This window comes from Pseudomonas entomophila (assembly GCF_029193575.1).
GTDB classification, from domain to species: Bacteria; Pseudomonadota; Gammaproteobacteria; order Pseudomonadales; family Pseudomonadaceae; genus Aquipseudomonas; species Aquipseudomonas entomophila_G.
The window spans coordinates 1-26,310 of record NZ_JARGCS010000019.1 but is presented as its reverse complement, the minus strand read 5'-3'; the positions used below and the strand labels follow the sequence as shown (position 1 = coordinate 26,310).

At 66.6% G+C, this 26,310-nt stretch carries 23 protein-coding genes and 2 pseudogenes; 24 read left to right on the top strand and 1 reads right to left on the bottom strand.

The window, feature by feature from the left end; all coding sequences use genetic code 11:
• Positions 1–69 precede the first annotated feature (69 nt).
• From tssE to tnpC, 20 genes and pseudogenes are all read left to right on the top strand, one after another.
• Positions 70–588 carry a type VI secretion system baseplate subunit TssE gene (tssE, locus tag P0Y43_RS09170; RefSeq protein ID WP_275636976.1) on the top strand — a complete coding sequence of 173 codons (519 nt, stop codon included), beginning with the start codon at positions 70–72 and terminating at the stop codon, positions 586–588.
• Positions 585–2,459 carry a type VI secretion system baseplate subunit TssF gene (gene tssF / locus P0Y43_RS09165; RefSeq protein ID WP_275636975.1) on the top strand — a complete coding sequence of 625 codons (1,875 nt, stop codon included), beginning with the start codon at positions 585–587 and terminating at the stop codon, positions 2,457–2,459. The genes tssE and tssF overlap by 4 nt, the downstream gene beginning before the upstream one ends.
• Positions 2,444–3,487 (top strand): type VI secretion system baseplate subunit TssG, encoded by a 1,044-nt coding sequence (tssG, locus tag P0Y43_RS09160; protein ID WP_275636974.1) that lies wholly within the window; start codon positions 2,444–2,446, stop codon positions 3,485–3,487. Before tssF ends, tssG begins: the two co-directional genes overlap by 16 nt.
• Complete coding sequence (gene tssH, locus P0Y43_RS09155) at positions 3,480–6,125, top strand: type VI secretion system ATPase TssH (RefSeq protein ID WP_275636973.1); 2,646 nt, start codon at positions 3,480–3,482, stop codon at positions 6,123–6,125. Before tssG ends, tssH begins: the two co-directional genes overlap by 8 nt.
• Positions 6,122–6,730 carry a ribosome-inactivating family protein gene (locus P0Y43_RS09150; RefSeq protein ID WP_275636972.1) on the top strand — a complete coding sequence of 203 codons (609 nt, stop codon included), beginning with the start codon at positions 6,122–6,124 and terminating at the stop codon, positions 6,728–6,730. Before tssH ends, P0Y43_RS09150 begins: the two co-directional genes overlap by 4 nt.
• A 14-nt stretch (positions 6,731–6,744) precedes the next feature.
• Entirely contained in the window at positions 6,745–7,350 is a 606-nt protein-coding gene (locus tag P0Y43_RS09145) for a (2Fe-2S) ferredoxin domain-containing protein (protein ID WP_275636971.1), read from the top strand.
• A gap of 32 nt (positions 7,351–7,382) precedes the next feature.
• Positions 7,383–7,979: a hypothetical protein gene (locus P0Y43_RS09140; RefSeq protein ID WP_275636970.1), complete on the top strand. Its 597-nt coding sequence runs from the start codon at positions 7,383–7,385 to the stop codon at positions 7,977–7,979.
• A 245-nt stretch (positions 7,980–8,224) separates the two neighbouring features.
• Entirely contained in the window at positions 8,225–10,186 is a 1,962-nt protein-coding gene (locus P0Y43_RS09135; RefSeq protein ID WP_275636969.1) for a type VI secretion system Vgr family protein, read from the top strand.
• A gap of 33 nt (positions 10,187–10,219) precedes the next feature.
• Positions 10,220–11,617 carry a type VI secretion system-associated FHA domain protein TagH gene (tagH, locus tag P0Y43_RS09130; RefSeq protein ID WP_275636968.1) on the top strand — a complete coding sequence of 466 codons (1,398 nt, stop codon included), beginning with the start codon at positions 10,220–10,222 and terminating at the stop codon, positions 11,615–11,617.
• 24 nt (positions 11,618–11,641) lie between these two features.
• Positions 11,642–12,973, top strand: coding sequence for a type VI secretion system baseplate subunit TssK (gene tssK, locus P0Y43_RS09125; RefSeq protein WP_275636967.1), 1,332 nt, complete (start codon positions 11,642–11,644; stop codon positions 12,971–12,973).
• Positions 12,974–13,001: 28 nt separating this feature from the next.
• Complete coding sequence (icmH, locus tag P0Y43_RS09120) at positions 13,002–14,282, top strand: type IVB secretion system protein IcmH/DotU (protein ID WP_275637119.1); 1,281 nt, start codon at positions 13,002–13,004, stop codon at positions 14,280–14,282.
• A gap of 10 nt (positions 14,283–14,292) precedes the next feature.
• Positions 14,293–17,853 (top strand): type VI secretion system membrane subunit TssM, encoded by a 3,561-nt coding sequence (gene tssM, locus P0Y43_RS09115; RefSeq protein ID WP_275636966.1) that lies wholly within the window; start codon positions 14,293–14,295, stop codon positions 17,851–17,853.
• A 10-nt stretch (positions 17,854–17,863) separates the two neighbouring features.
• On the top strand, positions 17,864–18,577 hold the full coding sequence (gene tagF, locus P0Y43_RS09110) for a type VI secretion system-associated protein TagF (protein WP_275636965.1): 714 nt from the start codon (positions 17,864–17,866) through the stop codon (positions 18,575–18,577).
• A gap of 174 nt (positions 18,578–18,751) precedes the next feature.
• Entirely contained in the window at positions 18,752–19,474 is a 723-nt protein-coding gene (locus P0Y43_RS09105) for a CPBP family intramembrane glutamic endopeptidase (RefSeq protein ID WP_275636964.1), read from the top strand.
• 545 nt (positions 19,475–20,019) lie between these two features.
• Positions 20,020–20,268, top strand: a complete 249-nt coding sequence (locus tag P0Y43_RS09100) for a hypothetical protein (RefSeq protein WP_275636963.1) — start codon at positions 20,020–20,022, stop codon at positions 20,266–20,268.
• Positions 20,269–20,472: 204 nt separating this feature from the next.
• Positions 20,473–20,760 carry a DUF3077 domain-containing protein gene (locus P0Y43_RS09095; RefSeq protein WP_275636962.1) on the top strand — a complete coding sequence of 96 codons (288 nt, stop codon included), beginning with the start codon at positions 20,473–20,475 and terminating at the stop codon, positions 20,758–20,760.
• A gap of 425 nt (positions 20,761–21,185) precedes the next feature.
• Positions 21,186–21,293, top strand: coding sequence for an IS66 family transposase (locus P0Y43_RS27055; protein WP_430540235.1), 108 nt, complete (start codon positions 21,186–21,188; stop codon positions 21,291–21,293).
• A 59-nt stretch (positions 21,294–21,352) separates the two neighbouring features.
• On the top strand, positions 21,353–21,679 hold the full coding sequence (gene tnpA, locus P0Y43_RS09085; protein ID WP_275636961.1) for an IS66-like element accessory protein TnpA: 327 nt from the start codon (positions 21,353–21,355) through the stop codon (positions 21,677–21,679).
• Positions 21,676–22,011 (top strand): IS66 family insertion sequence element accessory protein TnpB, encoded by a 336-nt coding sequence (gene tnpB / locus P0Y43_RS09080; protein ID WP_275636960.1) that lies wholly within the window; start codon positions 21,676–21,678, stop codon positions 22,009–22,011. Before tnpA ends, tnpB (P0Y43_RS09080) begins: the two co-directional genes overlap by 4 nt.
• A 51-nt stretch (positions 22,012–22,062) precedes the next feature.
• Positions 22,063–23,589 (top strand): annotated as a pseudogene (gene tnpC, locus P0Y43_RS09075) (IS66 family transposase).
• Positions 23,590–23,698: 109 nt separating this feature from the next.
• On the opposite strand, the gene P0Y43_RS09070 reads toward tnpC, so the two are convergent.
• Positions 23,699–24,229, bottom strand: coding sequence for a glyoxalase superfamily protein (locus tag P0Y43_RS09070; RefSeq protein ID WP_275636959.1), 531 nt, complete (start codon positions 24,227–24,229; stop codon positions 23,699–23,701).
• A gap of 221 nt (positions 24,230–24,450) precedes the next feature.
• Between P0Y43_RS09070 and P0Y43_RS09065 the strand changes: the two are divergent.
• The 4 genes and pseudogenes from P0Y43_RS09065 to tnpB (P0Y43_RS09055) all read left to right on the top strand — a co-directional run.
• Positions 24,451–24,654, top strand: a pseudogene (locus P0Y43_RS09065) (transposase domain-containing protein); the annotation flags it as partial.
• 132 nt (positions 24,655–24,786) lie between these two features.
• Positions 24,787–25,194 (top strand): hypothetical protein, encoded by a 408-nt coding sequence (locus tag P0Y43_RS09060; protein WP_345774560.1) that lies wholly within the window; start codon positions 24,787–24,789, stop codon positions 25,192–25,194.
• Positions 25,195–25,527: 333 nt separating this feature from the next.
• The gene (locus P0Y43_RS27050) at positions 25,528–25,974 is read left to right on the top strand and encodes a DUF3885 domain-containing protein (RefSeq protein WP_430540234.1); all 447 of its coding nucleotides are present in this window, start codon (positions 25,528–25,530) and stop codon (positions 25,972–25,974) included.
• 44 nt (positions 25,975–26,018) lie between these two features.
• Positions 26,019–26,310, top strand: a 292-nt coding sequence (gene tnpB, locus P0Y43_RS09055; RefSeq protein ID WP_275636957.1) for an IS66 family insertion sequence element accessory protein TnpB, incomplete at its 3' end; no start/stop codon positions are given.

Here is a 26,310-nt window from a genome sequence, read left to right as displayed (position 1 = left end):
GCGCCGGCCCGGCCCTTCGACCTGGAGTGTCGCCCATGACCCCCTTCATCTTGCCCGGCGCTGTCGACCATGGCTGAGCTGACCAGCAGTGAGCGCCTGCAACCGTCGCTGCTCGACCGCCTGAGCGACGACGCCCGCGATCAGTCGCACGAGCCCCGCGAGCAGCGCGTGCTGTCGATGCGCGCGCTGCGCAAGGCGGTGCTGCGCGATCTCGGCTGGCTGCTCAACAGCACCAGCCTGGGCAGCGTGCAGGACCTCACGGCCTACCCGCTGGCGGCGCGCTCGGTGCTCAACTTCGGCCTGCCCGACCTGTCCGGCAAGACCGCCACCGGCCTCGACCCGCAGGCCCTGGCGCGGCGCATCGAGCAGGTGATCGTCGATTTCGAGCCGCGCATCCTGCCGGCCAGCGTGCGCGTCACGCCGTTGGCCCGGGACCGCGAGGCGGCCAGCCCGAACCAGGTGGCGTTCGAGATCCACGGCGAGCTGTGGGGCCAGCCGCTGCCCGAGCGCCTGTACCTGAAGACCGAGCTGGACCTGGAAGCCGGCGATGTGAAGCTCTACGACATCGACGCCGGAGGTGCGCGATGAACCCCAAGCTGCTGCGCTACTACGAACGCGAACTCCAGCACCTGCGCGAGATGGGCGGTGAGTTCGCCCGCGATTTCCCCAAGGTCGCCGGGCGCCTGGGGCTGGAAAGCCACGCCTGCGCCGACCCTTACGTCGAGCGCCTGCTGGAGGGCTTCAGCTTCCTCGCGGCGCGCGTGCAACTGAAGATCGACGCCGAATTCCCACGTTTCACCAACCACCTGCTGGAGCTGGTCTACCCCCATTACCTGGCACCGACGCCGGCCACGGCATTGGTGCAACTGCAACCGGACCTCGCCGAAGGCAGCCTGGCCGCCGGCTTCACCGTGCCGCGCGGCACGCCGCTGCACAGCCTGTTGGGCAAGGGCGACCAGACCGCCTGCGAATTCCGCACCGCGCATGACGTCACCCTGTGGCCGATCGAGCTCACCGAGGCCCGCTACTTCGCCTGCTCCGGGCAGGTCGGCGGCGTCGAGCTGGCGCGCCTGGGCCCGGTCAAGGCGGCGCTGCGCCTGCGCCTGAAAGTCGGTGCCGGGCTGACCTTCGACACGCTCGCCCTCGAGCGCCTGGCGCTGCACCTGCGCGGCGCCGAAGGGTTGGCCGGGCGCATCCAGGAGCAACTGCTGGCCCAGGCCGCCGGGGTGCTGGTGCAGCCGGTGCAGGCCGACAACCGCTGGCACGCCTTCATCGACGCCTCGGCGCTGCGCGCCCAGGGTTTCGACGACGACCAGGCCCTGCTGCCGGTGGCGCCGCGCAGCTTCCAAGGCTACCGGCTGCTGCAGGAATACTTCGCCTTGCCGCAGCGCTTCCAGTTCGTCGAACTGGGCGGACTGGGCCCGGCGGTGCAGCGTTGCGACGTCACCGAACTGGATGTGACGGTGCTGTTCAAGGCCTTCGTGCCCGCGCTCGAGCACAGCGTGTCCGCCACGCAGTTCGCATTGCACTGCACCCCGGCCATCAACTTGTTTCCCAAGCGCGCCGACCGCGTGCACGTGTCCGACCAGCAGGTCGATTACCACGTGGTGCCCGACCGCACCCGGCCGATGGATTTCGAGATCCACCAGGTCACGGGCGTCACGGGCTACGGCAGCGGTGCCGAAGCCGAGCAGCGCTTCGAGTCGTTTTACCGTGCCAACGACCTGCACGACCCACGCCAGGGCGCCTGGTACCAGCTGCGTCGCGACACCCGCGTGCTCAGCGCCCAGCAGCGCCGCCAGGGGCCGCGCTCCAGCTACATCGGCAGTGAGATCTTCCTGACCCTGGTCGACGCCCACGCGGCGCCGTACCGCAGCGACCTGCGCCAGCTGGGCGTCGACACCCTGTGCAGCAACCGCGACCTGGTGCTGAGCATGCCGGTGGGCGTGGGCAAGACCGACTTCACCGTCGAGTCTGGCGCGCCCGTGCAGGCGGTGCGTTGCGTGGCCGGGCCGACCGCGCCGCGAGCCTCGTTCGCCGAGGGCGAGACCGCCTGGCGCCTGGTCAGCCACCTGTCGCTGAACTACCTGTCGCTGCTCGACCAGGACCCGGAGCAGGGCGCCAGCGCCTTGCGCGACCTGCTGCGGCTGTACTGCGGCGTCAGCGATGCGCCGGTGCACAAGCAGGTCGACGGGCTGCGCTCGGTGAGCGCGCAGTCGATCGTGCGGCGCTTGCCGATCCCAGGCCCGATCACCCATGGCCGTGGTTTGCAGGTGTGCGTCACGGTCGACGAGAGCGCCTTCGAAGGCGCCAGCCTGTTCGTCTTCGGCGCGGTGCTGGAGCAATTCTTCGCCAAGTACGTGACGCTCAACAGCTTCACCGAGACCCAGCTGCACAGCACCACGCGCGGCTTGATCATGCAATGGCCGGCGAGGGTAGGGCGATGCGAGATCCTCTAGCGCTGTTGCAGCGGCTCGCGCAGAAACCGGCGTCGTTCGACTTCTACGCCGCCCTGCGCCAGCTCGAATGCGCGTTCGCCGACCGCCCGCGGATCGGCCAGGCCAGCCGCCCGGCCGACGAGCCGCTGCGCTTCGGCCAGCAGCCGTCGCTAGCCTTCGAAGCGGCGATGCTGGCGGGCTTGCAAGCGGGCGACGGGCACCAGGCGCCGCGTCTTCTGCTCAATGGCTTCGGCGCGCTGGGCGCCAACGGCCCGCTGCCGCTGCACCTGACCGAATACGTGCGCGACCGCCAGCGCAATGTCGACGACCCGACCCTGGCGCGCTTCCTCGACATCTTTCATCACCGCCTGACCAGCCTGTTCTACCGCGCCTGGGCCAGTGCCCAGCCCGCGGTCAGCCTCGACCGCCCCGGCGCCGACCGCTTCTCCGATTACGTGGCTTCGCTGATCGGCCTGGGCATGCCCTCGCTGCAAGGCCGCGACGCCGTGCCGCAACTGGCCAAGCAGCACCATGCCGGGCGCCTGGCACCGCACATGCGCAATGCCGGTGGCCTGGCCGCGCTGCTCAGCGACGACCTCGGCGTGCCGGTGCGGGTCGAGCAGTTCGTCGGCCACTGGATGAGCCTGCCGGCCGATGGCCTGTGCGCCCTGCGCAGCGGGCCGAGCGCCGAGCGCCTGGGCGTGGGCACGGTGCTCGGGCGCAAGGTATGGAACGCCCAGGGCAAGTTCCGCCTGCGGGTCGGCCCGCTGGACATGGCCCAGGTGCGCCGCCTGCTGCCCGGCCAGCCCGGCCTGCGCCGGCTGACCGACTGGGTGCGCCAGTACGCAGGCCTGGCGCTGGACTGGGACGTCAACCTGATCGTCGCCCGCCAGCACCTGCCCGGCACCCGCCTGGGCCGGGATGCCCGGCTCGGCTGGAGCAGTTGGCTGAGCAGCGCGCCGCCGACCGAAGACGACCGCCAGTTGCTTATCAACCCGCGCCTTACCCCTTCCGTTTCCCCCTCATCGCAAGGATCAGATCATGGCTGAGATCAGTCGAGTGGCCCTGTTCGGCAAACTCAACGGCCTGTGCTACCGGGCCATCGAAAGCAGCACGGTATTCTGCAAGCTGCGCGGCAACCCCTACGTGGAGCTGGCGCACTGGCTGCACCAACTGCTGCAAGCGCAGGACAGCGACCTGGTGCGCATCGTGCGCCACTACGCGCTCGACCCGGCGCGCCTGGCCGCCGACCTGACCACGGCGCTGGACCGCCTGCCACGTGGCTCGACCTCGATCACCGACCTGTCGTCGCAGCTCGAAGACACGGTCGAGCGCGCCTGGGTGCATGCCACGCTGATGTTCGGCGAGGCCCAGGTGCGCTCCGGGCACCTGCTGGTCGGCCTGCTCAAGGACCGCGCCCTGCGCAACGCGGTGCTGGCGTTGTCCGCCGAGTTCGCCAAGGTGCGCGTCGACGACCTCACCGAGTGCTTCGCCACGTTGCTGGCCGACTCGCCCGAGGCCAACCAGGCGGCCAGCGACGGCTTCCAGTTAGCACCGGGAGAAAGCTCCGGCGCGCTGCCCAGCGCCGGCCCGAGCGGCCAGGAGGCGCTGGCGCGCTTCACCGTCGACCTCACCGGGCAGGCGCGCAGCGGCGCGCTGGACCCGATCGTCGGGCGTGACGACGAGATCCGCCAGGTCATTGACATCCTCATGCGTCGGCGGCAAAACAACCCGCTGCTGGTTGGCGAGGCCGGGGTCGGCAAGACCGCCGTGGTCGAAGGCCTGGCCCAGCGCATCGTGCGCGGTGACGTGCCACCAGCGCTGCGCACGGTGCGCCTGCTGGTGCTCGACGTCGGCCTGTTGCAGGCCGGGGCGAGCATGAAGGGCGAGTTCGAGCAGCGCCTGCGCGCGGTGATCGACGAGGTGCAGGCCAGCGCCACGCCGGTGATCCTGTTCATCGACGAAACCCACACCCTGGTCGGCGCGGGCGGCGCGGCGGGCACGGGCGATGCGGCCAACCTGCTCAAGCCGGCGCTGGCCCGTGGCACGTTGCGCACGATCGGCGCGACCACCTTCGCCGAGTACAAAAAGTACATCGAGAAAGACCCGGCGCTAACCCGGCGCTTCCAGACCGTGCAGGTCGAGGAGCCCGACGAGGCCCGCGCGCTGCTGATGCTGCGCGGCATCGCCGAGCGCATGGCGCGCCACCACCAGGTGCAGATTCTCGACACCGCGCTGGCTGCGGCGGTGCGCCTGTCGCACCGCTACATCCCCGCGCGCCAGTTGCCGGACAAGGCCATCAGCCTGCTCGACACCGCCTGTGCGCGGGTCGCCATCAGCCTGCACGCCACCCCCGCGGCGGTTGACGACAGCCGCCGGCGGCTCGAAGCGCTGGATACCGAGCAGGCGATCATCACCCGCGAGCGTGCGCTGGGGGTGGACACCGACGCGCGCCAGGCGGCGCTCGACGCGCAGCGCGCCAGCGAGCGCGAGCGCCTCGATGTTCTGGAGGCCTCGTGGGCCAGCGAGCAGGCGCAGGTCGCGGCCATCGTCCAGCTGCGTGAGCAACTGGGCGGGGAGGGTGCGAGCGATGCCGCGCTGGATGAACTGCGCAGCCGCCAGCAGGCGCTGGCCGAGGCCCAGGGCGAGGCGCCACTGATCCTGCTCACCGTCGATGAGCAGGCGGTGGCCGCCGTGGTGCAGGACTGGACCGGCATTCCGGTCGGGCGCATGGTGCGCAACGAGATCGACAACGTGCTCAACCTGGCCAGCAGCCTGTCGCGCCGCATCATCGGCCAGCCGCATGCCCTGGAAGCCATCGCCCGGCGCATCCAGACCGCGCGCGCCGGGCTCGACAACCCGGGCAAGCCGGTGGGCGTGTTCCTGCTCGCCGGCACCTCCGGGGTGGGCAAGACCGAGACCGCCCTGGCCCTGGCCGAGTCGCTGTACGGCGGCGAGCACAACCTGGTGACCATCAACATGAGCGAATACCAGGAGGCGCACACGGTCTCCAGCCTCAAGGGCGCGCCACCCGGCTACGTTGGCTACGGCGAGGGCGGCGTACTGACCGAGGCGGTGCGGCGCAAACCCTACAGCGTGGTGCTGCTGGACGAGATCGAGAAGGCCCACCCCGACGTGCACGAGCTGTTTTTCCAGGTGTTCGACAAAGGCTGGATGGAGGACGGCGAGGGCAGGGTGATCGACTTCCGCAATACCCTGATCCTGCTCACCACCAACGTCGGCACCGAGACCATCAGCCACCTGTGCCAGCGACCGGAGCGGGTGCCGGAGCCCGAAACCATTGCCCGCGCCCTGCGCGAACCCTTGCTGCAGGTGTTCCCGCCGGCGCTGCTGGGGCGGGTGGTGGTGGTGCCCTACTACCCGCTGAGCGACGCCATGCTCGCCAGCATCATCCGCCTGCAACTGGGCCGCATCGAGCGACGCCTGGCCGAGCGCCACGGCGTGCCGTTCAGCTGCGACGAGGCGGTGGTGGCGCTGATCGCCAGCCGTTGCACGGAGCTTGAGAGCGGCGGGCGGATGATCGACGCGATCCTCACCCACTCGGTGCTGCCCGCCATCAGCCGCGAATTCCTCGAACGGATGCTGCGCGGCGAAGCGGTCACCCGCGTGCACCTGGGCGTGCGCGACGGCGCCTTCGACTACACCTACGACGAGGAACCTGCATGATCATCACCCTGCACCTGCACACCGGCCTGTTCGTCTACGGCGACGCCATCGCCCAGATGCGCACGCTGCTGGCCATGCCCAAGGGACGCGAAGGGTACTTTCGCATCGACCTGATCCTGGTGCCGGGCGAGGGCGTGGCGGCGAGCCTGCTGATGTCGCGCAAGACCCTGTACATCGATGCCTTCCTTGGCGCCAATGGCACCTGGTACCACTTCGCCGACTCCGAGCCGCCGTTCGCCTCGGGGCTGGGCGTGGGCGGCAACAACAACCGCCTGCGCAAGATTGAACTGAAGGGCACCCACTCGGCCTTGCGCACCAACACTACGGCCACCACCTACTCGGCCTTCACCCGCATGGACCTGGTAGCGCTGCGCCAATACAGCGGCGGCAACTTCGACCACCTCAGGCTGCCGTTGTCGTTCGCCGTGGTGGCCTGCGCCGAGGCGGTGCGCTTCAAGGAAACCGAGCTGCGTATCGAACGCCTGCTGGCCAGCGAGCACGACGCCTACAAGCCACTGGGCGACTGGCAGACGCTGTTCAAGGACTGGGAAAAGCTCACCGAGGTGCAAAGCGCCAGGGTGTGGGTGCGCCACGCTGGCTCATAGGGGAGAAAACGAGCATGTCCGAGCGCGACGGCAAGAAAAGCAGCTACGAGTTCATCAAGGCCTTGGAAGAGGCGGCCGACCCTGATTGCGTCAAGGCCTGCAAGCAAGGGCCGATCCTCGACCTGTACCGCATCGATTTTCGCTACCTGCCGGTGGACGCGCGCATCAAGCAGTTGATGCGCGCCTTGATGCAGTCGGCGGCGCCCTACGATTGCAGCGCCATCGCCACCTCGATTGGCGACGACACCCTGGGGGCGATGCGCCAGATCCATTCCAACACCCCGTGCTACCTGCCGCAGCTGACCGCGCAGCAGCCGTCGTCGGCACGGGGTCGGCTGTACCACACGTATGCGCAGGCCAACAAACACCACTCGGCCGACCGCGGCGGCGGCAACTGCGCCACCGGCTACGTCGAGTACACCGCGGGCGACCTGGATGCTTACGGTTGGGGCGGCAACCGCTTTCGCATCGTCTTCGACTACCTCAACGCGCGGCTGTACTTCGCGCCGTTGCACTACGCCTCGTGGCGCTACAGCGGCAGCCGGCTGGAGACCGTCGACAAACCGGCGGCGTTCTCCGGCCACCCCAACCCGTTCTTCTGGATTACCGACATCAAGTGAACCCAGGCCTTGTGGCCTTCGAGAGCCTTTCCATGAACAAGAAACAAGACTTCGCTTTTTCCTGTGGCGCGGCATCGCTGTTGTGCGCGGCGGCGGAGCTGGGCGTGAGCAACATGCCGAACACCGGCGCGCGCAGCACCGGCCAGGCCTTGCAGGCCAATTATTTCTGCGAGGCGGCGCTGTACCAGATCACCTCGGGTGCGGTGACCGGCGGGCGATTGGACAAGGAGCAGTCCGACCTCACCAAGCTGGGTTATTCCTTCCCGCACAACGTTGGCATCGCTGCTCGCGAGTTGGGGTTGGATGTGAAGGTCTACATGAGCGGGATGATCGCCAGCGCGTTGTCGACCTTCTACCCCGATGCCGAGACCAAGTGCGTGCGGGCGGGCTTCCCGATCATCCGTTCCGAGCCACCACCCCTGGCGGCCAACCGGCGGGCGCTGAAGATCGTGATGACCTTCGGCATCGGTTTGCACTACGTGATGCAGCGCCCGGACGGCACCTACATGGACCCGGGCGACGGCAAGGATTTCGCCGATTTCAAGCAGATGAACCTGTGGAGCAAGTGCTACAACGACACCGGCATCACCCTGGTGCTGGAAAAACCGGTGCCCGCCGCCGCAGCCTGATTCGCGGCGTTTGGCACGGGCTGCGCCCGTGATCGCGGGGCAAGCCCGCGCCTTGCAGGCACACCACCGTATTCGAAAACGGCGCTGTACCTGCTGGGGCGTGCTCGCCCCGCGATAGCGCCCCCTGCAACACCCACGCGCCCACCCCCACACGCATTTTCATCCCCCCACGGAATAAACCCCGCCCCCCACCTGTTCTACCCCCAGTCCACCGCTTTCCGGCCCCCCGCGTGAAGGAGCCCTCGATGCCCGTTACCCAAGCCAACCGCGAAATCGCCGTCACCTGCGTGCTGGCCCCCGACACCCTGCTGTTCCGGCGCATGAGCGCCCGCGAAGGCCTGTCGACCCTGAGCGAATACCACATCGACCTCTACAGCGAACGCACCGACCTGGATCTCGACGACCTGCTCGCCACCCCCCTGAGCGTCGCCGTCGAACTGCCCAAGGGCGGCCAGCGCCACTTCAGCGGCCTGGTCACGCGCTTCGCCTACACCGGTCGCCAGGGCCGTTTCGCCACCTACCACGCGGTGGTGCGCCCCTGGCTGTGGCTGCTCACCCGCAGCAGCGACTGCCGGATCTTCCAGCAGCGCAACGTGCCGGACATCGTCCAGGCGGTGTTCGCCCCCTACACCCTGGCCGACGTCGACACCTCGGGCCTGAGCGCCAGCTATCCGGCCCTGGAGTACTGCGTGCAGTACCGCGAAAGCGACTTCGACTTCGTCAGCCGCCTGCTGGAGCAGGCCGGCATCTACTACTTCTTCCGCAGCGCCGCCGGCCGCCATACCCTGGTGCTGGCCGACGGCTACGGCGCCCACGCACCCGCCCCAGGCTACGCGCAGGTGCGCTACCTGCCGGCCGAGGACCAGGCCATGCGCGACAGCGAGGTGATCTACGACTGGCGCATGAGCGGTGAAGTCGAGCCCGGCGCCTGGGCCTTGCAGGACTACGACTTCGAAAAGCCCTCGGCCAATCTGCTGGTCAAGTCGACCCAGGCGCGCCCCTATGCCCAGTCGCGCTTTGAGCGCTACGACTACCCCGGCAAGTACCGCGAGCGCCCGCAGGGCGAGACCCTGGCCCGCCAGCAGCTCGAGGCGCGGCACACCAGCTACCGGCGCATCGAGGGCGCCACCCGCGCACGCGGGCTGTTCCCCGGCGCGCTGTTCACCCTCACCGAACACCCACGCGGTGACCAGAACCAACAGGTGCTGGTGCTCGCCGCCGAATATGAGCTGTCGTCCGACACCTACGAACCGACCCGCCCCGAAGCCCCGGCGCCCGTGCTCACCTGCCGCTTCACCGCGCTGCCGCGCCAGCAGGACTACCGCCCGCCATGCCTCACCCCGCGCCCCGTGGTGCACGGCCCGCAGACCGCCAAGGTGGTGGGCAAGGCCGGCGAGGAGATCTGGACCGACCCCTATGGCCGGGTCAAGGTGCAGTTCCACTGGGACCGCGAAGGCCAGGAAAACGAGAACAGCTCGTGCTGGATTCGCGTCGCCCAGGGTTGGGCCGGCAAGCGCTGGGGCAGCCTGTTCCTGCCGCGGGTCGGCCAGGAGGTGGTGGTGAGCTTTCTCGAAGGCGACCCCGACCGCCCGCTGGTCACCGGCAGTGTCTACAACGCCGAGGTGATGCCGCCCTACAACCTGCCCGAGCAGGCCACCCGCTCGACCCTCAAGAGCCACTCCAGCAAGGGCGGCAGCGGCTACAACGAATTGCGCTTCGAAGACCGCAAGGGCGCCGAGCAGGTGTTCATCCACGCCGAGCGCGACTTCGACCAGCGCATCGAGCGCGATGCCCTCGACTGGGTAGGCGGCGAGCGCCATTCGCGGGTGGCCAAGGACCTGCGCGAACGCATCGGCGGCGACCGCCACCAGCACGTGCTGGGCGACCGCACCGAGAAGGCCGTAGGCAGCGTTTCCCAGGCCGCCGGCCGCGACCTGCAACTGGACGGCGCGCTCAAGGCCAGCCTCAGCGGCGGCACCGACGTGCACATCAAGGGCGGCATGAACGTGGTGATCGAGGCGGGGGCGAGCATCACCCTCAAGGCCGGCGGCTCGTTCCTGACCCTGGGCCCGACCATCATCGCCTCGATGCTGCCGCTGCCGTTGCCGCAGGCCTCGGCCGCCGCCAACGCCCTGGTGCTGGCCTCGCGGCCCGGCCCGCTGGGCCAGCCGCTGGAGCCCAAGGAGGCCGACGATGGCCGCCAGTGAACCCCGCCACCTTCCTGCCGAAAGGAACCTGACATGCCTGTGAAACTGTGGGTCGAACGTTATCGCGGCCAGCCGCCCGCGGCTGAGCTGGCGTGCCTGATCGACACCGTCGGCACCTTGGGCCGCGCGCCGGGCAACGACTTGGTGCTGGACGACCCGGGCAAGTACATCTCCCGCAGCCACGCCCGCGTCGAGCGGCGCGCAGGCGGCTACTACCTCACCGACACCGGCAGCAACCCCAGCGTGATCAACGAGCGCCTGCTCGGCCATGGCCGCGAGACGCTGCTGCAGGCCGGCGACCAGGTGGTGATCGGCGACTACCAGATCGGCGTGGCGCTGCTCGCGGTCGAGCAGGCCGACCCCGACCAGACGGGGGTTGGCGCCACCCAGACCCTCGCGGTGTTCGTGCCCCCGGTGCCGGTCCAGGCGCCGCCGCCACCGCCGCTGGAAGCCCCCGTGGCCCCGCGCAGCGAGCCGGGCTTCAGCCAGCCACGGGTGGACACCGACGCCCTGGCGGCGGCGAGCATCCTGCAAGGCGAGTCGGTGTTCGAGCCGGCCCCTATGCTGGATGACCCGCTGGGCCTGAACCTGTTCGGCGGCCAGCGACCCACGGCGGCCTTCCTTGGCACCCCGGCCGATCACCTGTCGCCGGAGTTGCAGGCCCTGCCGGCCTTGCCCGCCATCCCAACGCCCCAGGCGCCGGAAGCGGCGTTGATCCCCGATGGCTACGACGCCCTGGCCGACCTGCTGGCGACGCCCGCCACCCAAGCCAGCCCGGCGCCTGCCTCTGCACCCATCCCAACGCCAACCCCTGTCGCCGCAGAACCCCCGGCGGGCAGCGATGACCGCGTGCTCCAGGCCCTGCTCGAAGGCCTCGGCCTGCCACAACTGCGCGCCTCGCGCAGCCCCGAGGCGCTGGCGCGGTTGGTGGGGGAAATGCTCCGCGCCGCCACCGGCGGCACCATGGGCGTGCTGATGGCGCGGGCGCTGACCAAGCGCGAAAGCCATATCGAGATGACCATGATCGGCGCGCACTCGAACAACCCGCTGAAGTTCTTTCCCGACCCCACCAGCGCCCTCAGCCAGATGCTCAGCACCGACGCCCCGGCCTACCTGCCCGGCGTGCAGGCGCTGCAAGCCGCCTTCGACGACCTGCGCGCCCACGAGATGGCGGTGATCGCCGGCATGCGCGAGGCCCTGGGCGAGGTGATGCAGCGCTTCGACCCCGCGCGCATCGAACGCCGCCTGGCCGCGCCCGGCGCCCTGGAGCGCCTGCTGCCCTCGGCGCGCAAGGCCCGCCTGTGGGCGCGTTTCGCCGAGCTGCACGCCGAGCTTGCGCGCGATGGCGACGAAGACCTGCAACGCCTCTACGGCGAGAAATTCTCCGTGGCCTACCAGCAGCAGGTCAGCCGCCTGCGCGACCTGCCCTGAACCCCTTTACCCGAGATCGCATTCATGTCCTGGAACAGCAAAGTCGTCTGGTCGGAAGGCATGCTCCTGCAGCCCCAGCACTTGCAGCAGCACGACCGTTTCCTCAACGCCCACCTGGAGGCCCGGGTCGCGGCGCTGCGCCCTTACGCCTGGGGCTTCTCGCGCCTGGAGCTCGACGAGCAGCACCTGGCCTTCGGCAAACTGGCGCTCAAGGCCTACAGCGGCGTGCTGCCCGACGGCACGCCGATCGGCCTGCCGTTCGACGAGATGCCGCTGCCGCTGGAGATTCCCGCCGACGCCCGTGACCTCGACGTGGTGCTGGCGCTGCCCACCGCGCGCCATGGCGTGGCCGAGGTGGACGACCGCGTCAGCGCGGAAAACTTCGCCCGCCACCGCAGCGTCGAGTACGAGGCCTGGGACAGCAACGGTCTGGACAACAGCGCGCTGATGAACGTCGGCAAGCTGCGCCTGCGCCTGGCCCTGGCCAGCGACGTCGCCGACGCCCACGCGGTGCTGGGCGTGGCGCGGGTGCTGGAGCGCCGCGCCGACCAGCAGGTGCTGCTCGACCCCGCCTACTGCCCGCCGAGCCTGACCTTGCAGGCCGCGCCGCGCTTGGCGGCGTTCGTCGATGAGCTGCTGGGCCTGCTGCACCAGCGCGCCGAGGCCATGGCCACACGCCTGGCCCAGCCGGGTGCCAGCGGCGCGGCGGAGATCGCCGACTTCCTGCTGCTGCAACTGCTCAACCGCAGCGAGCCGCTGGTGCGCCACCTGGCCGGCATGGCCGGGCTGCACCCCGAGGCGCTGTACCGCCAGTTGACCGCGTTGGCCGGCGAGCTGGCGACCTTCACCCACGCCGACAAGCGCGCCAGCCGCTACCCGGTGTACCGCCACGACGCCCTGGCCGAGACCTTCGCCCCGTTGATGCTCGACCTGCGCCGCGCCTTGGCCACGGTGATCGATGCGCGCGCCATCCAGATCCCGCTGGAGGAGCGCCAGTTCGGCATCCGCGTGGCGGTGCTGCCCGACCGCGCGTTGCTGGGCAGCGCCACCTTCGTCCTCGCCGTGCACGCGCAGATGCCCGCCGAAGCGGTGCGCAGCGGCTTCCCGCCGCAGGTCAAGCTGGGCTCGGTGGAGAAGATCCGCGACATGGTCAACCTGCAACTGCCCGGCATCGGCCTGCGGCCCTTGCCGGTGGCGCCGCGGCAGTTGCCGTTCCACGCCGGCTTCACCTACTTCGAGCTCGACCGCAACAGCGAGTACTGGCAACAGCTGACCCAGTCGGCAGGCTTCGCCCTGCACGTGGCCGGCAGCTTCCCCGGGCTGGACATGCAGTTCTGGGCCATCCGCAACGCCTGATCGACAGCGCAGGTACACCACCGTGAACATGAACGACGCCCTGGAACCCGGGCAAGACCCGGACCACACCCTGCTGCTGCCGACCCCCGGCGGCCGCCGCCCTGCCTCCAGCGCCGCGCCCGCGCCGGTCGAAGCCGACCTGGCCCTGCGCGGCACCGGCCTCAACCCACTGGTGCGCGCCGCCAACCCCTTGCTCGACCTGGTGGTGCCGCTGCGCGGGCTGACCCGCGCGCCGGACATGGAAACCCTGCGCGAGCGCCTGGTGCAGGCGGTGCGGCAGTTCGAGGCGCAGGCGCGCAACGCCCGGGTGGAGGCCCAGACCCTCGCCGCCGCGCGCTACGCCCTGTGCACGCTGGTCGACGAAACCATCTCCAGCACGCCCTGGGGCGCCGGGGTGTGGAGTGGCCGCAGCCTGCTGGTGACCTTCCACAACGAGGCCTGGGGCGGCGAGAAGTTCTTCCTCATCCTGCAGCGCCTGAGCCTGGATGCGCGCGCCAACCTCGACGTGCTGGAGCTGATGTACCTGTGCCTGGCCCTGGGCCTGGAAGGGCGCTACCGCGTGCTGGACCGTGGCTTCGACCAGCTGGCGGCCCTGCGCGAGCGGCTGTTGCAGCTGATTCGCCAGCAGCGCGGCGCGGTCGAGCAGGACCTCTCGCCACGCTGGCGCGGCGCGCCCACCGCGCCGGTGTCGATGCTGCGCCTGGTGCCGCTGTGGGTGCTGGCGGCCGTGGCGGCGTTGCTGCTGGTGCTGTTGCAGGTGACCGGCAACTGGCTGCTCAACCGCGCCTCGGACCCGGTGTTCGCGCAGATGGGCGAGCTGCGCCTGGCCTCGCCGCTGAAGGTTGCCCAGCCCACAGGGCCGGCGCCGGTGCGGGTGTCTGGGTTCCTCGCCGAGGAAGTCGCCCAAGGCCTGGTGAGCGTGCGCGAGACCGCCGACCGCTCGGTCATCACCCTGCGCGGCGACGGCGTGTTCGCCTCCGGCAGCGCCGAGGTGTCGAGCGGTTTCGAGGGCCTGCTGGCGCGCATCGGCGAGGCGCTGAACGGCGTGCCTGGCGAGGTGCTGGTGGTCGGCCACACCGACAACGTGCGGCCTGCGCTGGGCTCGCGGCTGTCGTCCAACTTCGACCTGTCCAACGCCCGCGCGCGCAACGTCGCGCGCCTGCTGGCCGAACGCGCCGGCCCGGCCACGCGCTACCGCAGCGAAGGCCGTGGCGAGACCGAGCCGCGGGTGGCCAACGACTCGGCCGCCAACCGCGCGCGCAACCGCCGTGTGGAGATCACCGTACTTGTTCCTGCGCAGCCGCAGTGAGGGCCAGGCGATGTCTTATCTGATCTACCTGTTCGATGTATGCATGCGCGGCCTGCGCTGGCTGGCCAGCTCCTGGCTGCTGTCGCTGCTGGGCGTGGCGCTGGTGGCGCTGCTGGTCTGGTACGAAGGCCCGCTGTTGTCGTTCGACGGGCGCGAGCCGTTGGCCTCGGCGTGGGTGCGCGGCTGGCTGGTCGCCGCGTTGCTGGCTGCCTGGGTGGCCTACTTCGGCTGGCGCGCCTTTGCCGCCTGGCGCGCCAACCGCCTGCTGATGGCCGGGCTCGCCGATGACCAGGTCGGCGAACCTGCCTCGGCGCGGGCCTCGCAGGCCGAGGTGGCGCACCTGGCCGAGCGCATGCGCGAGGCGATGGCCGTGCTGCGCAAGGCCAGCCCCGGCTGGAAGCCTGGCGGGCAGTACCTGTACCAGTTGCCCTGGTACCTGTTCGTCGGTGCCCCAGGCAGCGGCAAGACCACCGCGCTGACCCACTCCGGCCTGCAATTCCCCCTCAGCGACAGCCACGGCGCCACGGCCATCGGCGGCATCGGCGGCACGCGCCACTGCGACTGGTGGTTCACCGACGAGGCCGTGCTGCTGGACACCGCCGGGCGCTACACCACCCAGGACAGCGACGCCGAGGTCGACAAGGCGGCCTGGCGCGGTTTTCTCGACCTGCTGAAGAAGCACCGCCGGCGCAGCCCGGTCAATGGCGTGATCGTCACGCTCAGCGTCAGCGACCTGCTGCAACAAGGCGAAGCCGAGCGCCAGCGCCAGGCCACGGCGATCCGCGCGCGCCTCGATGAACTGCACGAGCGCCTGGGCGTGCGCTTCCCGGTGTACGTGGTGGTGACCAAGTGCGACCTGCTGGCCGGTTTTGCCGAGTACTTCGAGCACTTCGGCCGCGAGGAGCGCGGCCAGGTGTGGGGCGTGACCTTCCCGCTGGCCCAGAGCGAGCAGCCGGGCGCGGCGCTGGCGGGCTTCCCGGCCGAATTCGAGGCGCTGGAGCAGCAGTTGCAGGTGCGCGTGCTCGAGCGCATGCAGCAGGAGCGCGACCTGTCGCGGCGGGCCTTGCTGTACAGCTTCCCGCAGCAGTTCGCCGGGTTGGGCGACGTGCTGGCGGGCTTCCTGCGCACGGTGTTCGCGCCCAACCGCTTCCAGGCACCGACCCGCCTGCGCGGGGTGTACTTCACCAGCGGCACCCAGGAGGGCAGCCCGATCGACCGGGTGCTGGCCTCGCTGGCCGCCGCCTTTGGCCTGGGGCGCAAAGTGCTGCCTGCCGGGTACGCCAGTGGGCGCAGCTACTTCATCACCCGGCTGCTGCGCGAGGTGATCTTCAAGGAGGCGGGCCTGGCCGGGCTCGACCCGCGCCAGGAGCAGCGCCGCCGCCAGTGGCTGCGTGCGGGCATGCTGCTGGTCGCAGTGCTGGCGGCGTTGCTGGCGCTGGGCATGGCGCTGAGTTACCAGCGCAACCGCGTGCTGGTCGACAACGCCGCGCAACGCACCGCCGAGGTGGCGCAACTGGCCAAGGCGCTGCCGGCCGAGGGCAACGTGCTGCAAACCCTGGCGCTGCTCGACGCCGCTCGTGCCTTGCCCGCAGGTTATGACCAGCGCGGGGCGGGCGTGCCGTTGCTCGAACGCTTCGGCTTGTACCAGGGCGACAAGCTCGGCGCCGGGGCGGTGACGCTGTACCAGCGCCTGCTGCGCAGCACCTTGCTGCCGTCGATCGTCGCCAACCTGGAAAGCGCCTTGCGCCGGGGCGACGCCAGCAACCAGGATTTCCTCTACGAGACCCTGCGGGTGTACCTGATGCTTGGCCAACGGCAGTTCTTCGACGCCGCCTCGGTGCAGGCCTGGGTCGACGTCGATTGGCGCCGCGAGCTGCCCCAGGCCAGCGAGGCGCAGCGCCAACAGCTGTGGGCGCACGTCGCCGCGCTGCTCGAAGACGCCGACGCCGAGCCGGTGCAGCTCGATGCCGACCTGATCGCCAAGACCCGCCTGACCCTGGCCGGCATGCCGTTGTCCCAGCGCATCTACAACCGGCTCAAGCGCCAGGTGGCCCAGGCCGGGCTGGCCGAGCAGAGCGTCAACGCCGCCGCTGGGCGCGATGCCTCGTCGCTGCTGGTGCGGCGCAGCGGCCTGCCGCTGTCGCGCGGGGTCAGTGGCGTGTACAGCGTGGCCGGCTACCGCGCGCTGCTGGCCCGGCGCGAGCGCGCGGTGGCCGACATGGCCCGCGACAGTTGGGTGCTGGATCGCCAGGAAGCGGCCCTCGGTGCGGGCGATGGCGCGCGCCTGGGCGCAGCGGTGCTCGAGCTGTACTACGCCGACTACATCCGCCAATGGGACGCCTACCTGGCCGACGTGCAATTGGTCTCCCTGGCCAGCCTCGGCCAGGCCGCCCAGGTGAGCAACGCCCTGGCCGCCGCCGACTCGCCGTTGCGCGCCTTCCTCCAGGCCGCCGCGCGCGAGACCACCCTCCAAGGCGTGCTGGCCGACAGCCCCGGCGACAGCGCTGGCAACCCGGTCGACCGCGCCCTGCGCGAGCGCCTCGACAACGCCCGCAAGCGCCTGGAAAGCGCCCTGGCCGACAGCACCCCGGCCCCCGCGCCGACCACCACCGGCAACCCGGTGGACCAGCATTTCGCTGCCTTGCATGCCCTGGCGAGCAGTGCCGCCCCGGCACCCTTGGAGGAAAGCCTGGCGCTGCTCAAGGACGCCGCGCAGTTCTTCGACAGCGCCGAAAACGCCCGCCGCAGCGGCGCCCCCGCGCCCAGCGGCGAAGTGCTGGGGCGCATCAAACGCGCTGCCAGCGAGCAGCCGGCGCCCTTGGCCGAGATCTTGCGCGCGGTCGACAACGGCGGCGGCGCGCTGACCCTGGGCAACGAGCGCGAACGCCTCAATGCCTTGTGGGTCGCCAATGGCGCGCCGTTCTGCCGCGCCGCCATCGCCGGGCGCTACCCGCTGGTGCGTGGCGCCAGCCTTGACGTCACCGCCGACGACTTCGGCCGTTTCTTCGGCCCGGGCGGCATCATGGACGACTTCTTCAGCCGCAACCTCGCGCCCTACGTGGACATGAGCGCCAGCCAGTGGCGCTGGCGCGCCAGCGGCAGTGCACCGCTGAACATCCCCCAGGACGTGCTCGACCAGTTCCAGCGCGGCGCCCGCCTGCGCGACATGTTCTTCGCCGCCGGCGCCCGCCAGCCGTCGCTGCGCTTCGACGTGCAGCCCTTGGCCGTCGACCCGGCACTGGGCCAGGTGACCCTGGACATCGCCGGCCAGCCGGTGGCCTTCGTGCCGGGCGGCGAGGCCGGCTTCACCCCCATCGTGCTGCCCAGCGGCAAGGGCAGCGACCGGGTGCAATTGCAGTCACCCGCCGGGGGCGGCCTGCGCAGCGACGGCCCGTGGGCCTGGTTGCGTGTGCTCGACCAGGGCCAGGTTCGCGGCGAGTCCGGCGAGCGCTTCCAGCTCACCTTCACCGTCGATGGCCGCAAGGTCAGCTACGCGCTGCGCGCCAGCAGCGTGATCAACCCGTTCCGCCGCGACGCGCTGGAGCAATTCCGTTGCCCGGCGCGGTTGTGAGGTGAAGCCCATGGAACAGCGTGATTCGCGCACCGGTTTCTACGGCAAGCTGGTGACCCATGGCGACTTCCTCAGCCGGCGCCTGTCGCCGGCGTTCGTGCGCGGCTGGGACGAATGGCTGCAGGCCGGCCTGCGGGCCAGCCGCGAGCGCCTGGGGGCGGGGTGGGAGCAGGCCTACCGCTGCAGCCCGATCTGGCATTTCGCCCTGGCCGCCGGGGTGTGCGGCGAGGCGGCCTGGGCCGGGGTGATGATGCCCAGCGTCGACCGGGTGGGGCGTTATTTTCCCCTGACCCTGGCCTATGGCGGGCCGGACGTGCCGGTGCTGGAGCGCCTGCGGCGTGACGGCGCGTGGTATGCCGACGTGGAGCGCTTGGCCTTGTCGACCCTGGAGGCGGGGTTCGTGCTGGAGCGCTTCGACCGCGACCTCAGCCAACTGCCCGCGCCGTCACGGCCAGACCCCGCGAGCATCGCGCCCGCGTGGGGGCAGCCGGCGATGGGCGAGCTGTGGCTGGCGTTGCCGGAGCAGGAGGGGATGGCGCCGGCGGTCGAGTGTTGGTTGGCGCAACTGGACGGGCTGGCGGGGCAGCGCTCGCTTGCCGGGCATGCGCTGTTCTGGACCGAGGGCGGGCCGCAGGTGGCGCCGACGATGTTGGTGAGCCGGGGGTTGCCGGGGGCGGGGTGGTTCGGTGGGATGCTGGGCGGGGAGGGTGGTGGCGGGTCTTGAGAGTTTGATACCTGCACCGGCCTCATCGTGGGCGACGTCCGTGCCATACACCGCATCGCCTGCTTCGCGGGTGAACCCGCTCCCACAGCTACTGCGTGCACTCACTGTCGCGCCCACACCGTGCGTGAGAAATGGCTAAACTAGCTGCCGCCTCGATCTCTCATGGATGATGAAATGGCATTCGAAGCACTGCCCGTGCTGCTGGGCTATCTGTGGCGTATCTTCCCGATCATGGGGCTGTTCGCCGTCTGGCTTTACAGTACGCCTCGCGCGCAGACCCGTATGCGCGTGCTCATCTTGATCTTCGCATTCGTCTGCATTCGCGACATGATGACCCCCGCTGGCTTGTGGGTTGTTGGCGGGGAGCCACCGCTGCGCTTCCACGCCAACCCCTGGGCACTGGCATTGCTTGGTGTAGGCTCAATCGTACTGATCGCCATGCTCGCGCGATTTCTTCCTCTGTGTTGGCGGCTGGTGGTTGGCTTCAAGGGCAACCGCACGACAGGCATGGCCGTGGGCATCGCCGCAGGCTGTTGCATCGGTTTGCCCATTAGACTCCACCTGGCGCTTGAACAGGCGCCCCTGCTGTGGCTGCTGTGTTTCGCCTTATTTGCCTTCGCCGGCAATGCGCTGGAAGAGGTGCTTTTTCGCGGCATGCTGCAAGGCCAGCTAGAGCGCCACACCACCGCGCAACGAGCGGCGTTGGGCAGTGCTTTCGCCTTTTGCGCGTGTCACAGCTATCTCGCTTTCGTGCTGACCCAACTCGGATGGCCAATCGTCCTGTTCACATTGGTTGAGGGTTTGGTCTGTTCCCAGGTCAGGTTGAAGTTCGGTACCTGGCCAGCCACCGCGACCCATGGCACCGCGATACTGCTGATTGGTGCGCCTTTGGCCTGAGCGCTCGATGACCATCAGTCATGAGTCTTATCCGCACCGGCCTCATCGCGGGACAAGTCGGACCGCCGCACCGCCGCTCCCACAGGCACCGCGCTCAACCGTAGGACAACGGAATACCTGAGGGAGCGGGCTCGCCCCGCGATCACGGGCAACGCCCGTGCCACACCCCGCGTAACCCGCCACCCGCGAAACCTCCAGAAACCAACCCACCCCAAAATCAGATGATTTCCTACACGCACGAATCAGATTTTCGCTATTTCATGTAGTCCCTTTCCCAAGCATCTTCGACCCGCTTTTACCCCATCCAGATGACGACTAGTCTCGCCGGGTCGTTGCCAAATCAACGACCAGGCCTGCAAGCCTGAAGATGAGACTACCTTCGCTGGCCGAGCCTACTCGGCCAGGCCGTCTATGGTGGCTACGTGCGGGAGATCTTCGGATCTGCCGGTTTTCTCGTCTTCCGGTCTTGCAGACCTGTACGTAGCCGCCACCCATCAAATGCAAGTGGTGTCGTGGTGGTCCCTTCGAATAGACGAGATCACGCCATGCTAAAGATAGTCCCCGACCCACCGGTCCTCACCGAATCCCTCGAAGACACCCTGGTCGAAGCCATGGAATACACCCTCTGTGGCCTGGCGGTAGCCAACCAGTCGATCACCTTCCTCCCCAAATCCCCCGCCACGATCATGCTGCTCAGCGTGATGCACGAACTCGACGCCGTGCGCTCGCTGTTGGAGTGCGCATTGGCCCAGGTGCAGCTCAAGAGCCGAACATCGCCACGCTTCCTGCACTAGTGCATTTCCAGCGTGTTGCACGGCTTTTGTAGGAGCGGGCTTGCCCCGCGATCACGGGCAATGCCCGTGCCATACACCGCGTCGTCTTCGCGGGTTATCCCGCGAAGAGGCCGGCATTGGTACAACACAAACAGTTGCCCCCACACCATCGCCGCAACCCCTTGCACAACCACCCCAATTCACAGCACCTCGAAGGACTTCCCCATGGACAAGGACTCACCAGACCGCCTCGGCAAACTCGGCTGGACCGTCGGCACCACCACCTGCCTGGAAAGCGGAGTCAAAGGCAAACACCTGTTCCGCGTAGAGCCCGGCAACTGCGCCGACCATGCGCTGCAACAGGCTTCGGAACTGCTTGATAGCGCACGGCGGGCGTCGTTCATCGGTGTGATGGACGACGAGCCGGTGCTGGTTTGGGCTGCGCATTACCTCAGCGAGATGGCCAAGGCGTTGATGGACGATGCGCATATGGGGATGCATAAAAGCGATTGAGGTAGAGGTAGGGCGGTTCAGAGTGGTCCGTGCGGATTTACGAGGGTGTCCTTGGATATTAGCTCCGACCCATAGCGGACGTCGCCAGTGTCTACATACGGCCAGAAGCGGACATACGTCAAAGGCTCCAGAGATCGCCGAGGTGGCGAACCTCTTCTTGGAAAAGATCTATGCGTAAGCACAATAAAAAAGAAGCGTAAAGCCCCTTATTTACGAACGGAAGACTTCGCCATTGCAGTCAAATTTGACTAAGAGATCATGAATTCTGGCTACCTCATCAACAATTGGCTGGATCTCGTATCGCTCACCCAGCACTTGAAAAATGCCTTCTTTCAAGATGACTGGTCGTTGGCCCAGCGCGATCTTTTGCCCAATAGCTCAGCAACATCCACGCACTGGACTACAGCCTTAAAGGCTGGGTAGCGTTGCCGCGCTACCTGGAAGATGGGGCTGTGGCCATAGATAACAATGCGGTCGAAAAGCAAATCAGACGTAAGCGTCTGCCGAACACACCTTCAGAATCCCCGGATTAAGGGCGATGGTGTCCACCTAAAAATACGTGGACACCATCGCCTTTAATTCAAGGAATACCATGCGTCAGCGCACCTCTTATCCCAAACCCTTCAAGGCCCAGGTTGTTCAGGAATGCCTGAACCCTGATGTGTCCATTGCCAGCGTGGCCCTGCGGCACGGTATCAACGCCAATCTGGTTCGCAAGTGGATACCTATCTACCGTGACCGGCAGGCTTGTGCCTTGCCTGCATTTGTACCGTTGAAGCTTGAGACCGCTGTGGCGACGCCAGCTCGGCAGGATGTAGCTCGCATCGAAATTTCTTCCGGGCAGCGCACAGTCACTGTGAACTGGCCGATCTCCGACCCGGACGGTTGCGCCCGCTTCATCCGCAGCCTCTCCCAATGATCCGCATCGACGCCATCTGGCTCGCCACCGAGCCCATGGACATGCGCGCCGGTACCGAAACTGCCCTTGCCCGTGTGATCGCGGTGTTCGGTGCGGCGAAGCCGCACTGCGCTTATCTGTTCGCCAATCGCCGCGCCAATCGGATGAAAGTACTGGTGCACGACGGCGTGGGTATCTGGCTGGCCGCGCGCCGCCTGAACCAAGGTAAATTCCACTGGCCTGGCTCCAATCGAGGTTTGGAAGTTGAACTCGACGCCGAACAACTTCAAGCGCTGGTGCTGGGCCTGCCTTGGCAGCGGGTTGGCGCCAACGGCGCAATTACGTTGCTCTGAATCGGGTCGTTTAGCTGTGTCGGGTGGGGCTGCTTTGGTAAAATCCACGGCATGACTTCCTCGCCCAATCTCGACCAGATGACGCCCGATCAACTGCGCGCACTCGCGGCGCAGTTGCTGTCGAGGGTCGACACCATGGGCCGAGAGAACCGCCGCGACAAGACCGTCATCGAGCAGCTCTCTCACGAGATCGCCATCCTCAAACGTTACAAGTTTGCTAAGCGCAGTGAGCAGATCAGCCCGGCGCAAGGTAGCTTGCTGGATGACTTGCTCAACACCGACCTTGAAGCCATCGACGCCGAGTTGAAAGCCCTTCGTCCCGCCCCGGCACCGGACGAACCACGCCAACAACCCAAGCGTGCGCCGCTGCCGCCGCAGTTCCCACGTACCGTCATTCATCACGAGCCGGAGAACACCAAGTGTGCCTGCGGCTGCCAGCTTCAACGCATCGGCGAAGACGTCAGCGAGAAGCTGGACTACACCCCCGGCGTGTTCACGGTCGAGCAACATGTGCGTGGCAAGTGGGCCTGCCGTCAGTGCGAAACACTGACTCAAGCGCCGGTACCGGCACAGGTGATTGACAAGGGCATCCCCACGGCTGGGCTGTTGGCTCACGTGATGGTGGCCAAGTTCGCCGACCATCTTCCGCTGTACCGGCAGGAAAAAATCTTTGGCCGGGCCGGCCTGGCAATCCCGCGTTCGACGCTGGCTCTGTGGGTCGGCCAAACCGGCGTACAACTGCAACCGCTGGTAGATGCATTGCGCGAAGCCGTGTTGGCCTAGCACGTCGTCCATGCTGATGAAACACCAGTGCAGATGTTGGCGCCGGGCGAAAAGAAAACGCACCGCGCATATGTCTGGGCCTACTGCACCACGCCGTTCTCGGCACTGAAAGCGGTGGTCTACGACTTCAGCCCCAGCCGTGCAGGCGAACATGCGCGCAACTTCCTGGGCACCTGGAACGGCAAGCTGGTGTGCGATGACTTCGCAGGCTACAAAGCCGGTTTCGAGCAGGGCATCACCGAAATCGGCTGCATGGCCCACGCCCGGCGCAAGTTTCTCGATCTGCATGTGGCGAACAAAAGCCAGTTGGCCGAACAGGCGCTGCACTCCATCGGCGGCTTGTACGAAGTCGAACGGCAGGTCAGGGACGTGAGCGGTGAAGATCGCTGGCGATTACGCCAGGAAGTTGCGGTGCCCATCGCTGATAAGTTGCACGAGTGGATGCTGGCTCAGCGCGCGCTCATGCTTGAGGGCTCGGCCACGGCCAAGGCCCTCGATTACAGCCTGAAACGCTGGGTAGCGCTGACGCGCTACCTGGATGATGGGGCTGTACCCATCGACAACAATGCCGTGGAAAACCAGATCAGGCCGTGGGCGCTCGGTAGGTCGAACTGGCTCTTCGCCGGATCGCTGCGCAGCGGCAAACGGGCTGCGGCGATCATGAGCTTGATCCAGTCGGCGCGTATGAATGGGCACGATCCATATGCGTATCTCAAGGACGTGCTGACGCGCGTGCCGACGCAGAAGGCCAGTGAAATCGAACAACTGCTACCGCATCAATGGACGCCAGCCTAGCTAACCGAGATCAAGTATTTGCATACAAGGAAGCCTGCTCAATCTCATTTAGTTGAACAGGTGCCTCGTTGATTCTAAGAACGGAAGCTAACTCCTGAAAGCATTCTAGTCAGCTTTGGCAGAAACGGATACGGTTACCGAACGGATCGTATACCTCCAAAAGCTTTCCCCATCCCTGCTCCACAATGTCGGGTCGCCCGAAACCGTAGCGTTTGGTGATCAACTCGTCCCGAAACAGCTCAATGTTCTGCATGGGAACAAAGATGGTCGTTCCTGGGCTTGCGTCACCATGATGCTCAGAAAGGTGGACGTGCACTCCATCCCGGCTGAGCCCTAGGTAGAGGGGAAGATCCGCTTCGAAGCGATGCTCGAATTCGACACTGAAGCCCAGAAAATCGAGGTAAAACTCCCTCGCCTTAGCTTCATCGAACATTCGCAATATCGGAATAGCTTTCTCCAGCTTGATTTCAGAGCCGGTCAGACCATGAGGGAGCACTGCTGAAGCCGTATTCCAATCTTTGTAGCCCAGTTGCTGAGCCACCATTTCAAGAGCTACCGAATGGGTCACCTCATGATCGCGAGCTTCAAGCAAGGTGCGAAGAGACTTGGCCATACGCTTAGCGTTTTCAATTGTCGACATGATTCCTCCTGGAGTCGAAGCGTCTTGGTGCTCGCGTTACCAAACCCCGACTATCAAGAGAGATACGAATGGGTTGGAGCAGATATGCTTTCACCTTTCCTTAACGGCGCGAGCGGCAGGCAGCATAAGCCTCAACCCATGGTACACAGTCTATGGCCCGGTCGGAAGCTGACTTTAGCTGGAGGGTCAATATGACATGGCCGGACGCTTACAATCAGACCGTGGCACTTGGACGTTCGAATTGGTTGTTTGCCGGATTGCTTCGCAGTGGGCAACGCGCGGCGGCGATCATGAGTTTGATCCAGTCAGCGCGGCTGAAAGGGCATGATCCGTATGCGTATGTAAAAGATGTCCTCACGCGCCCGGCGTCACAGCGGGCAAGTGAAATCGAACAGTTGCTACCGCATAAGTGGCAATCGGTTTAGTTAGCAGGGCCTGATACCCGGACGGAGATGCAGCAGAGACCCCCATGCTTCGTCTAGTAAGGTTCGTCTGCCCCCCCTATAATCCGCGACTGCGCCCAATCCTCCAGGAGCAATTTCACCATGGAAGCAAACATGCCTCAGCCTTGGTACACCACACGTCCCGTCCCGGTCTTCATGACTGTCTTTTACTGTTTCATCGTCTTGATTCAAGCAGGTCTGTGGGTGGTCAACGAAGGATTTGCACACGCCCGACAAGGAGATATTTCGATCTTGGTGCTGCTCAATGTTTGTACCGTAGCGCTTCTGATGTGCGTAGGCGGGTTGATGCTACTGGGCCGGAAAAAGAGCAGCTCGTTGTGCTTTATTCTAGCCTTGGCATTAGGTGTGATTTTCTCCCTCAGCCAGATGCGCAGCGGATCTATCGTCCATCTGCTGACGCTCCCGATGTTCAAGGAGTACGCCCTGGTTTTCGGGATCTGGGTATACAGTCTGCAACTGCGTAGGAGCAATTATTTCTATCCGGCGCGGACTGCTGGATAGTCCCACAACGAACGAGCTGGCATAAGCGAAAATCTGGATTGAACTCAGGAACGCCCCAAGACGCCACCTCACTGATGCGTACACTGCCAGCCAAATGGTGTCCACTTAGGTGAACACCATCGCCTTTGGGATCGTGTCAGGAAGCTGTGTTGGCCGACCGGTTACAGCCCTCATTCAATCCCATCGCCACAAAGCACACAGACTTGCCTACCGAAAGTCAATCACAGCTATAGTCGAAAGCTGCCTCTCACCAAGAGCAGCTATCGGTCAAAAGCGGTCGCCCACTGCGAAAGGCGAATTCGCACTCTTTCAGTTACGATCACGTTCTCCCCAATGAAGATGGCGCCACGACGCCCGCCAGGTAGAGCTTCTGTGATGTTTAAGCAAGAGATTGAAAGACATTTCGGTTCCGATGTTTTCCAGAGACCTCTGTTTTACTCCTACCCAGGCGGACTGCGATTCGGGCTTTGCGAGCCGGGAAATACGCTTGAACAATTTTTGTCAGCGCTACACAAGGCTACGACTATCTGTAGAGACATTTTCGCCGACCACTCCTTTGTCGTTTGTCTGCGAACTCATTCGAGCACCTGCCATTTTGAGCACCGCAGGAAGCTCGAGTGCTTGAAGTCCATAGGCATTTCCGTCCCCGCTCAGCGGAGCATCTGGTGTGAGGCGATCGACCCGGAGGAATGGCTATACGAAACGGCCCCCGAGTACTGGGTGTACCTCTCATTTGAGGGTAAGCGCTCCATGAACCCCACATTCAAAGCGCTCATCTGATCGCCGATGCTGTGCTCCCGATTTCTTTCCGGAGCCCGCGGGCCATGATGCGACCCGACGCCAAAGTCGAAAAAGTCTACCTTTATCCCAAACCTGTCGACTTTCGAAAGTCCATCGATGGCCTGGCCGCGCTGGTCGAGTTGGACATCAAGGTGGCGGTGTTCGACCCCGTGCTTTTCGTCTTCCTCAACAAGCCGCGCAACCGCGTGAAGATTTTGTACTGGGAGCGCAACGGCTTCTGCCTTTGGCTCAAACGCCTGGAATCCGAGCGATTCAAAACATCACCTGACGCCACCGACGAAGCGATTGTCCTCACCGTCCAGGAACTGAACTGGT

Coding starts and splice junctions, on each gene's coding strand:
- tssF (WP_275636975.1), top strand. CDS start 585: ATGAACCCCAAGCTGCTGCGCTACTACGAACGCGAACTCCAGCACCTG.
- tssM (WP_275636966.1), top strand. CDS start 14,293: ATGTCTTATCTGATCTACCTGTTCGATGTATGCATGCGCGGCCTGCGC.
- tssE (WP_275636976.1), top strand. CDS start 70: ATGGCTGAGCTGACCAGCAGTGAGCGCCTGCAACCGTCGCTGCTCGAC.
- P0Y43_RS09060 (WP_345774560.1), top strand. CDS start 24,787: ATGCCTCAGCCTTGGTACACCACACGTCCCGTCCCGGTCTTCATGACT.
- P0Y43_RS09145 (WP_275636971.1), top strand. CDS start 6,745: ATGTCCGAGCGCGACGGCAAGAAAAGCAGCTACGAGTTCATCAAGGCC.
- P0Y43_RS09105 (WP_275636964.1), top strand. CDS start 18,752: ATGGCATTCGAAGCACTGCCCGTGCTGCTGGGCTATCTGTGGCGTATC.
- tnpB (WP_275636960.1), top strand. CDS start 21,676: ATGATCCGCATCGACGCCATCTGGCTCGCCACCGAGCCCATGGACATG.
- P0Y43_RS09095 (WP_275636962.1), top strand. CDS start 20,473: ATGGACAAGGACTCACCAGACCGCCTCGGCAAACTCGGCTGGACCGTC.
- P0Y43_RS09150 (WP_275636972.1), top strand. CDS start 6,122: ATGATCATCACCCTGCACCTGCACACCGGCCTGTTCGTCTACGGCGAC.
- tagH (WP_275636968.1), top strand. CDS start 10,220: ATGCCTGTGAAACTGTGGGTCGAACGTTATCGCGGCCAGCCGCCCGCG.
- tssK (WP_275636967.1), top strand. CDS start 11,642: ATGTCCTGGAACAGCAAAGTCGTCTGGTCGGAAGGCATGCTCCTGCAG.
- P0Y43_RS27050 (WP_430540234.1), top strand. CDS start 25,528: ATGAAGATGGCGCCACGACGCCCGCCAGGTAGAGCTTCTGTGATGTTT.
- P0Y43_RS09070 (WP_275636959.1), bottom strand. CDS start 24,229: ATGTCGACAATTGAAAACGCTAAGCGTATGGCCAAGTCTCTTCGCACC.
- tssG (WP_275636974.1), top strand. CDS start 2,444: ATGCGAGATCCTCTAGCGCTGTTGCAGCGGCTCGCGCAGAAACCGGCG.
- tssH (WP_275636973.1), top strand. CDS start 3,480: ATGGCTGAGATCAGTCGAGTGGCCCTGTTCGGCAAACTCAACGGCCTG.
- tagF (WP_275636965.1), top strand. CDS start 17,864: ATGGAACAGCGTGATTCGCGCACCGGTTTCTACGGCAAGCTGGTGACC.
- tnpA (WP_275636961.1), top strand. CDS start 21,353: ATGCGTCAGCGCACCTCTTATCCCAAACCCTTCAAGGCCCAGGTTGTT.
- P0Y43_RS09135 (WP_275636969.1), top strand. CDS start 8,225: ATGCCCGTTACCCAAGCCAACCGCGAAATCGCCGTCACCTGCGTGCTG.
- icmH (WP_275637119.1), top strand. CDS start 13,002: ATGAACGACGCCCTGGAACCCGGGCAAGACCCGGACCACACCCTGCTG.
- P0Y43_RS09100 (WP_275636963.1), top strand. CDS start 20,020: ATGCTAAAGATAGTCCCCGACCCACCGGTCCTCACCGAATCCCTCGAA.
- P0Y43_RS09140 (WP_275636970.1), top strand. CDS start 7,383: ATGAACAAGAAACAAGACTTCGCTTTTTCCTGTGGCGCGGCATCGCTG.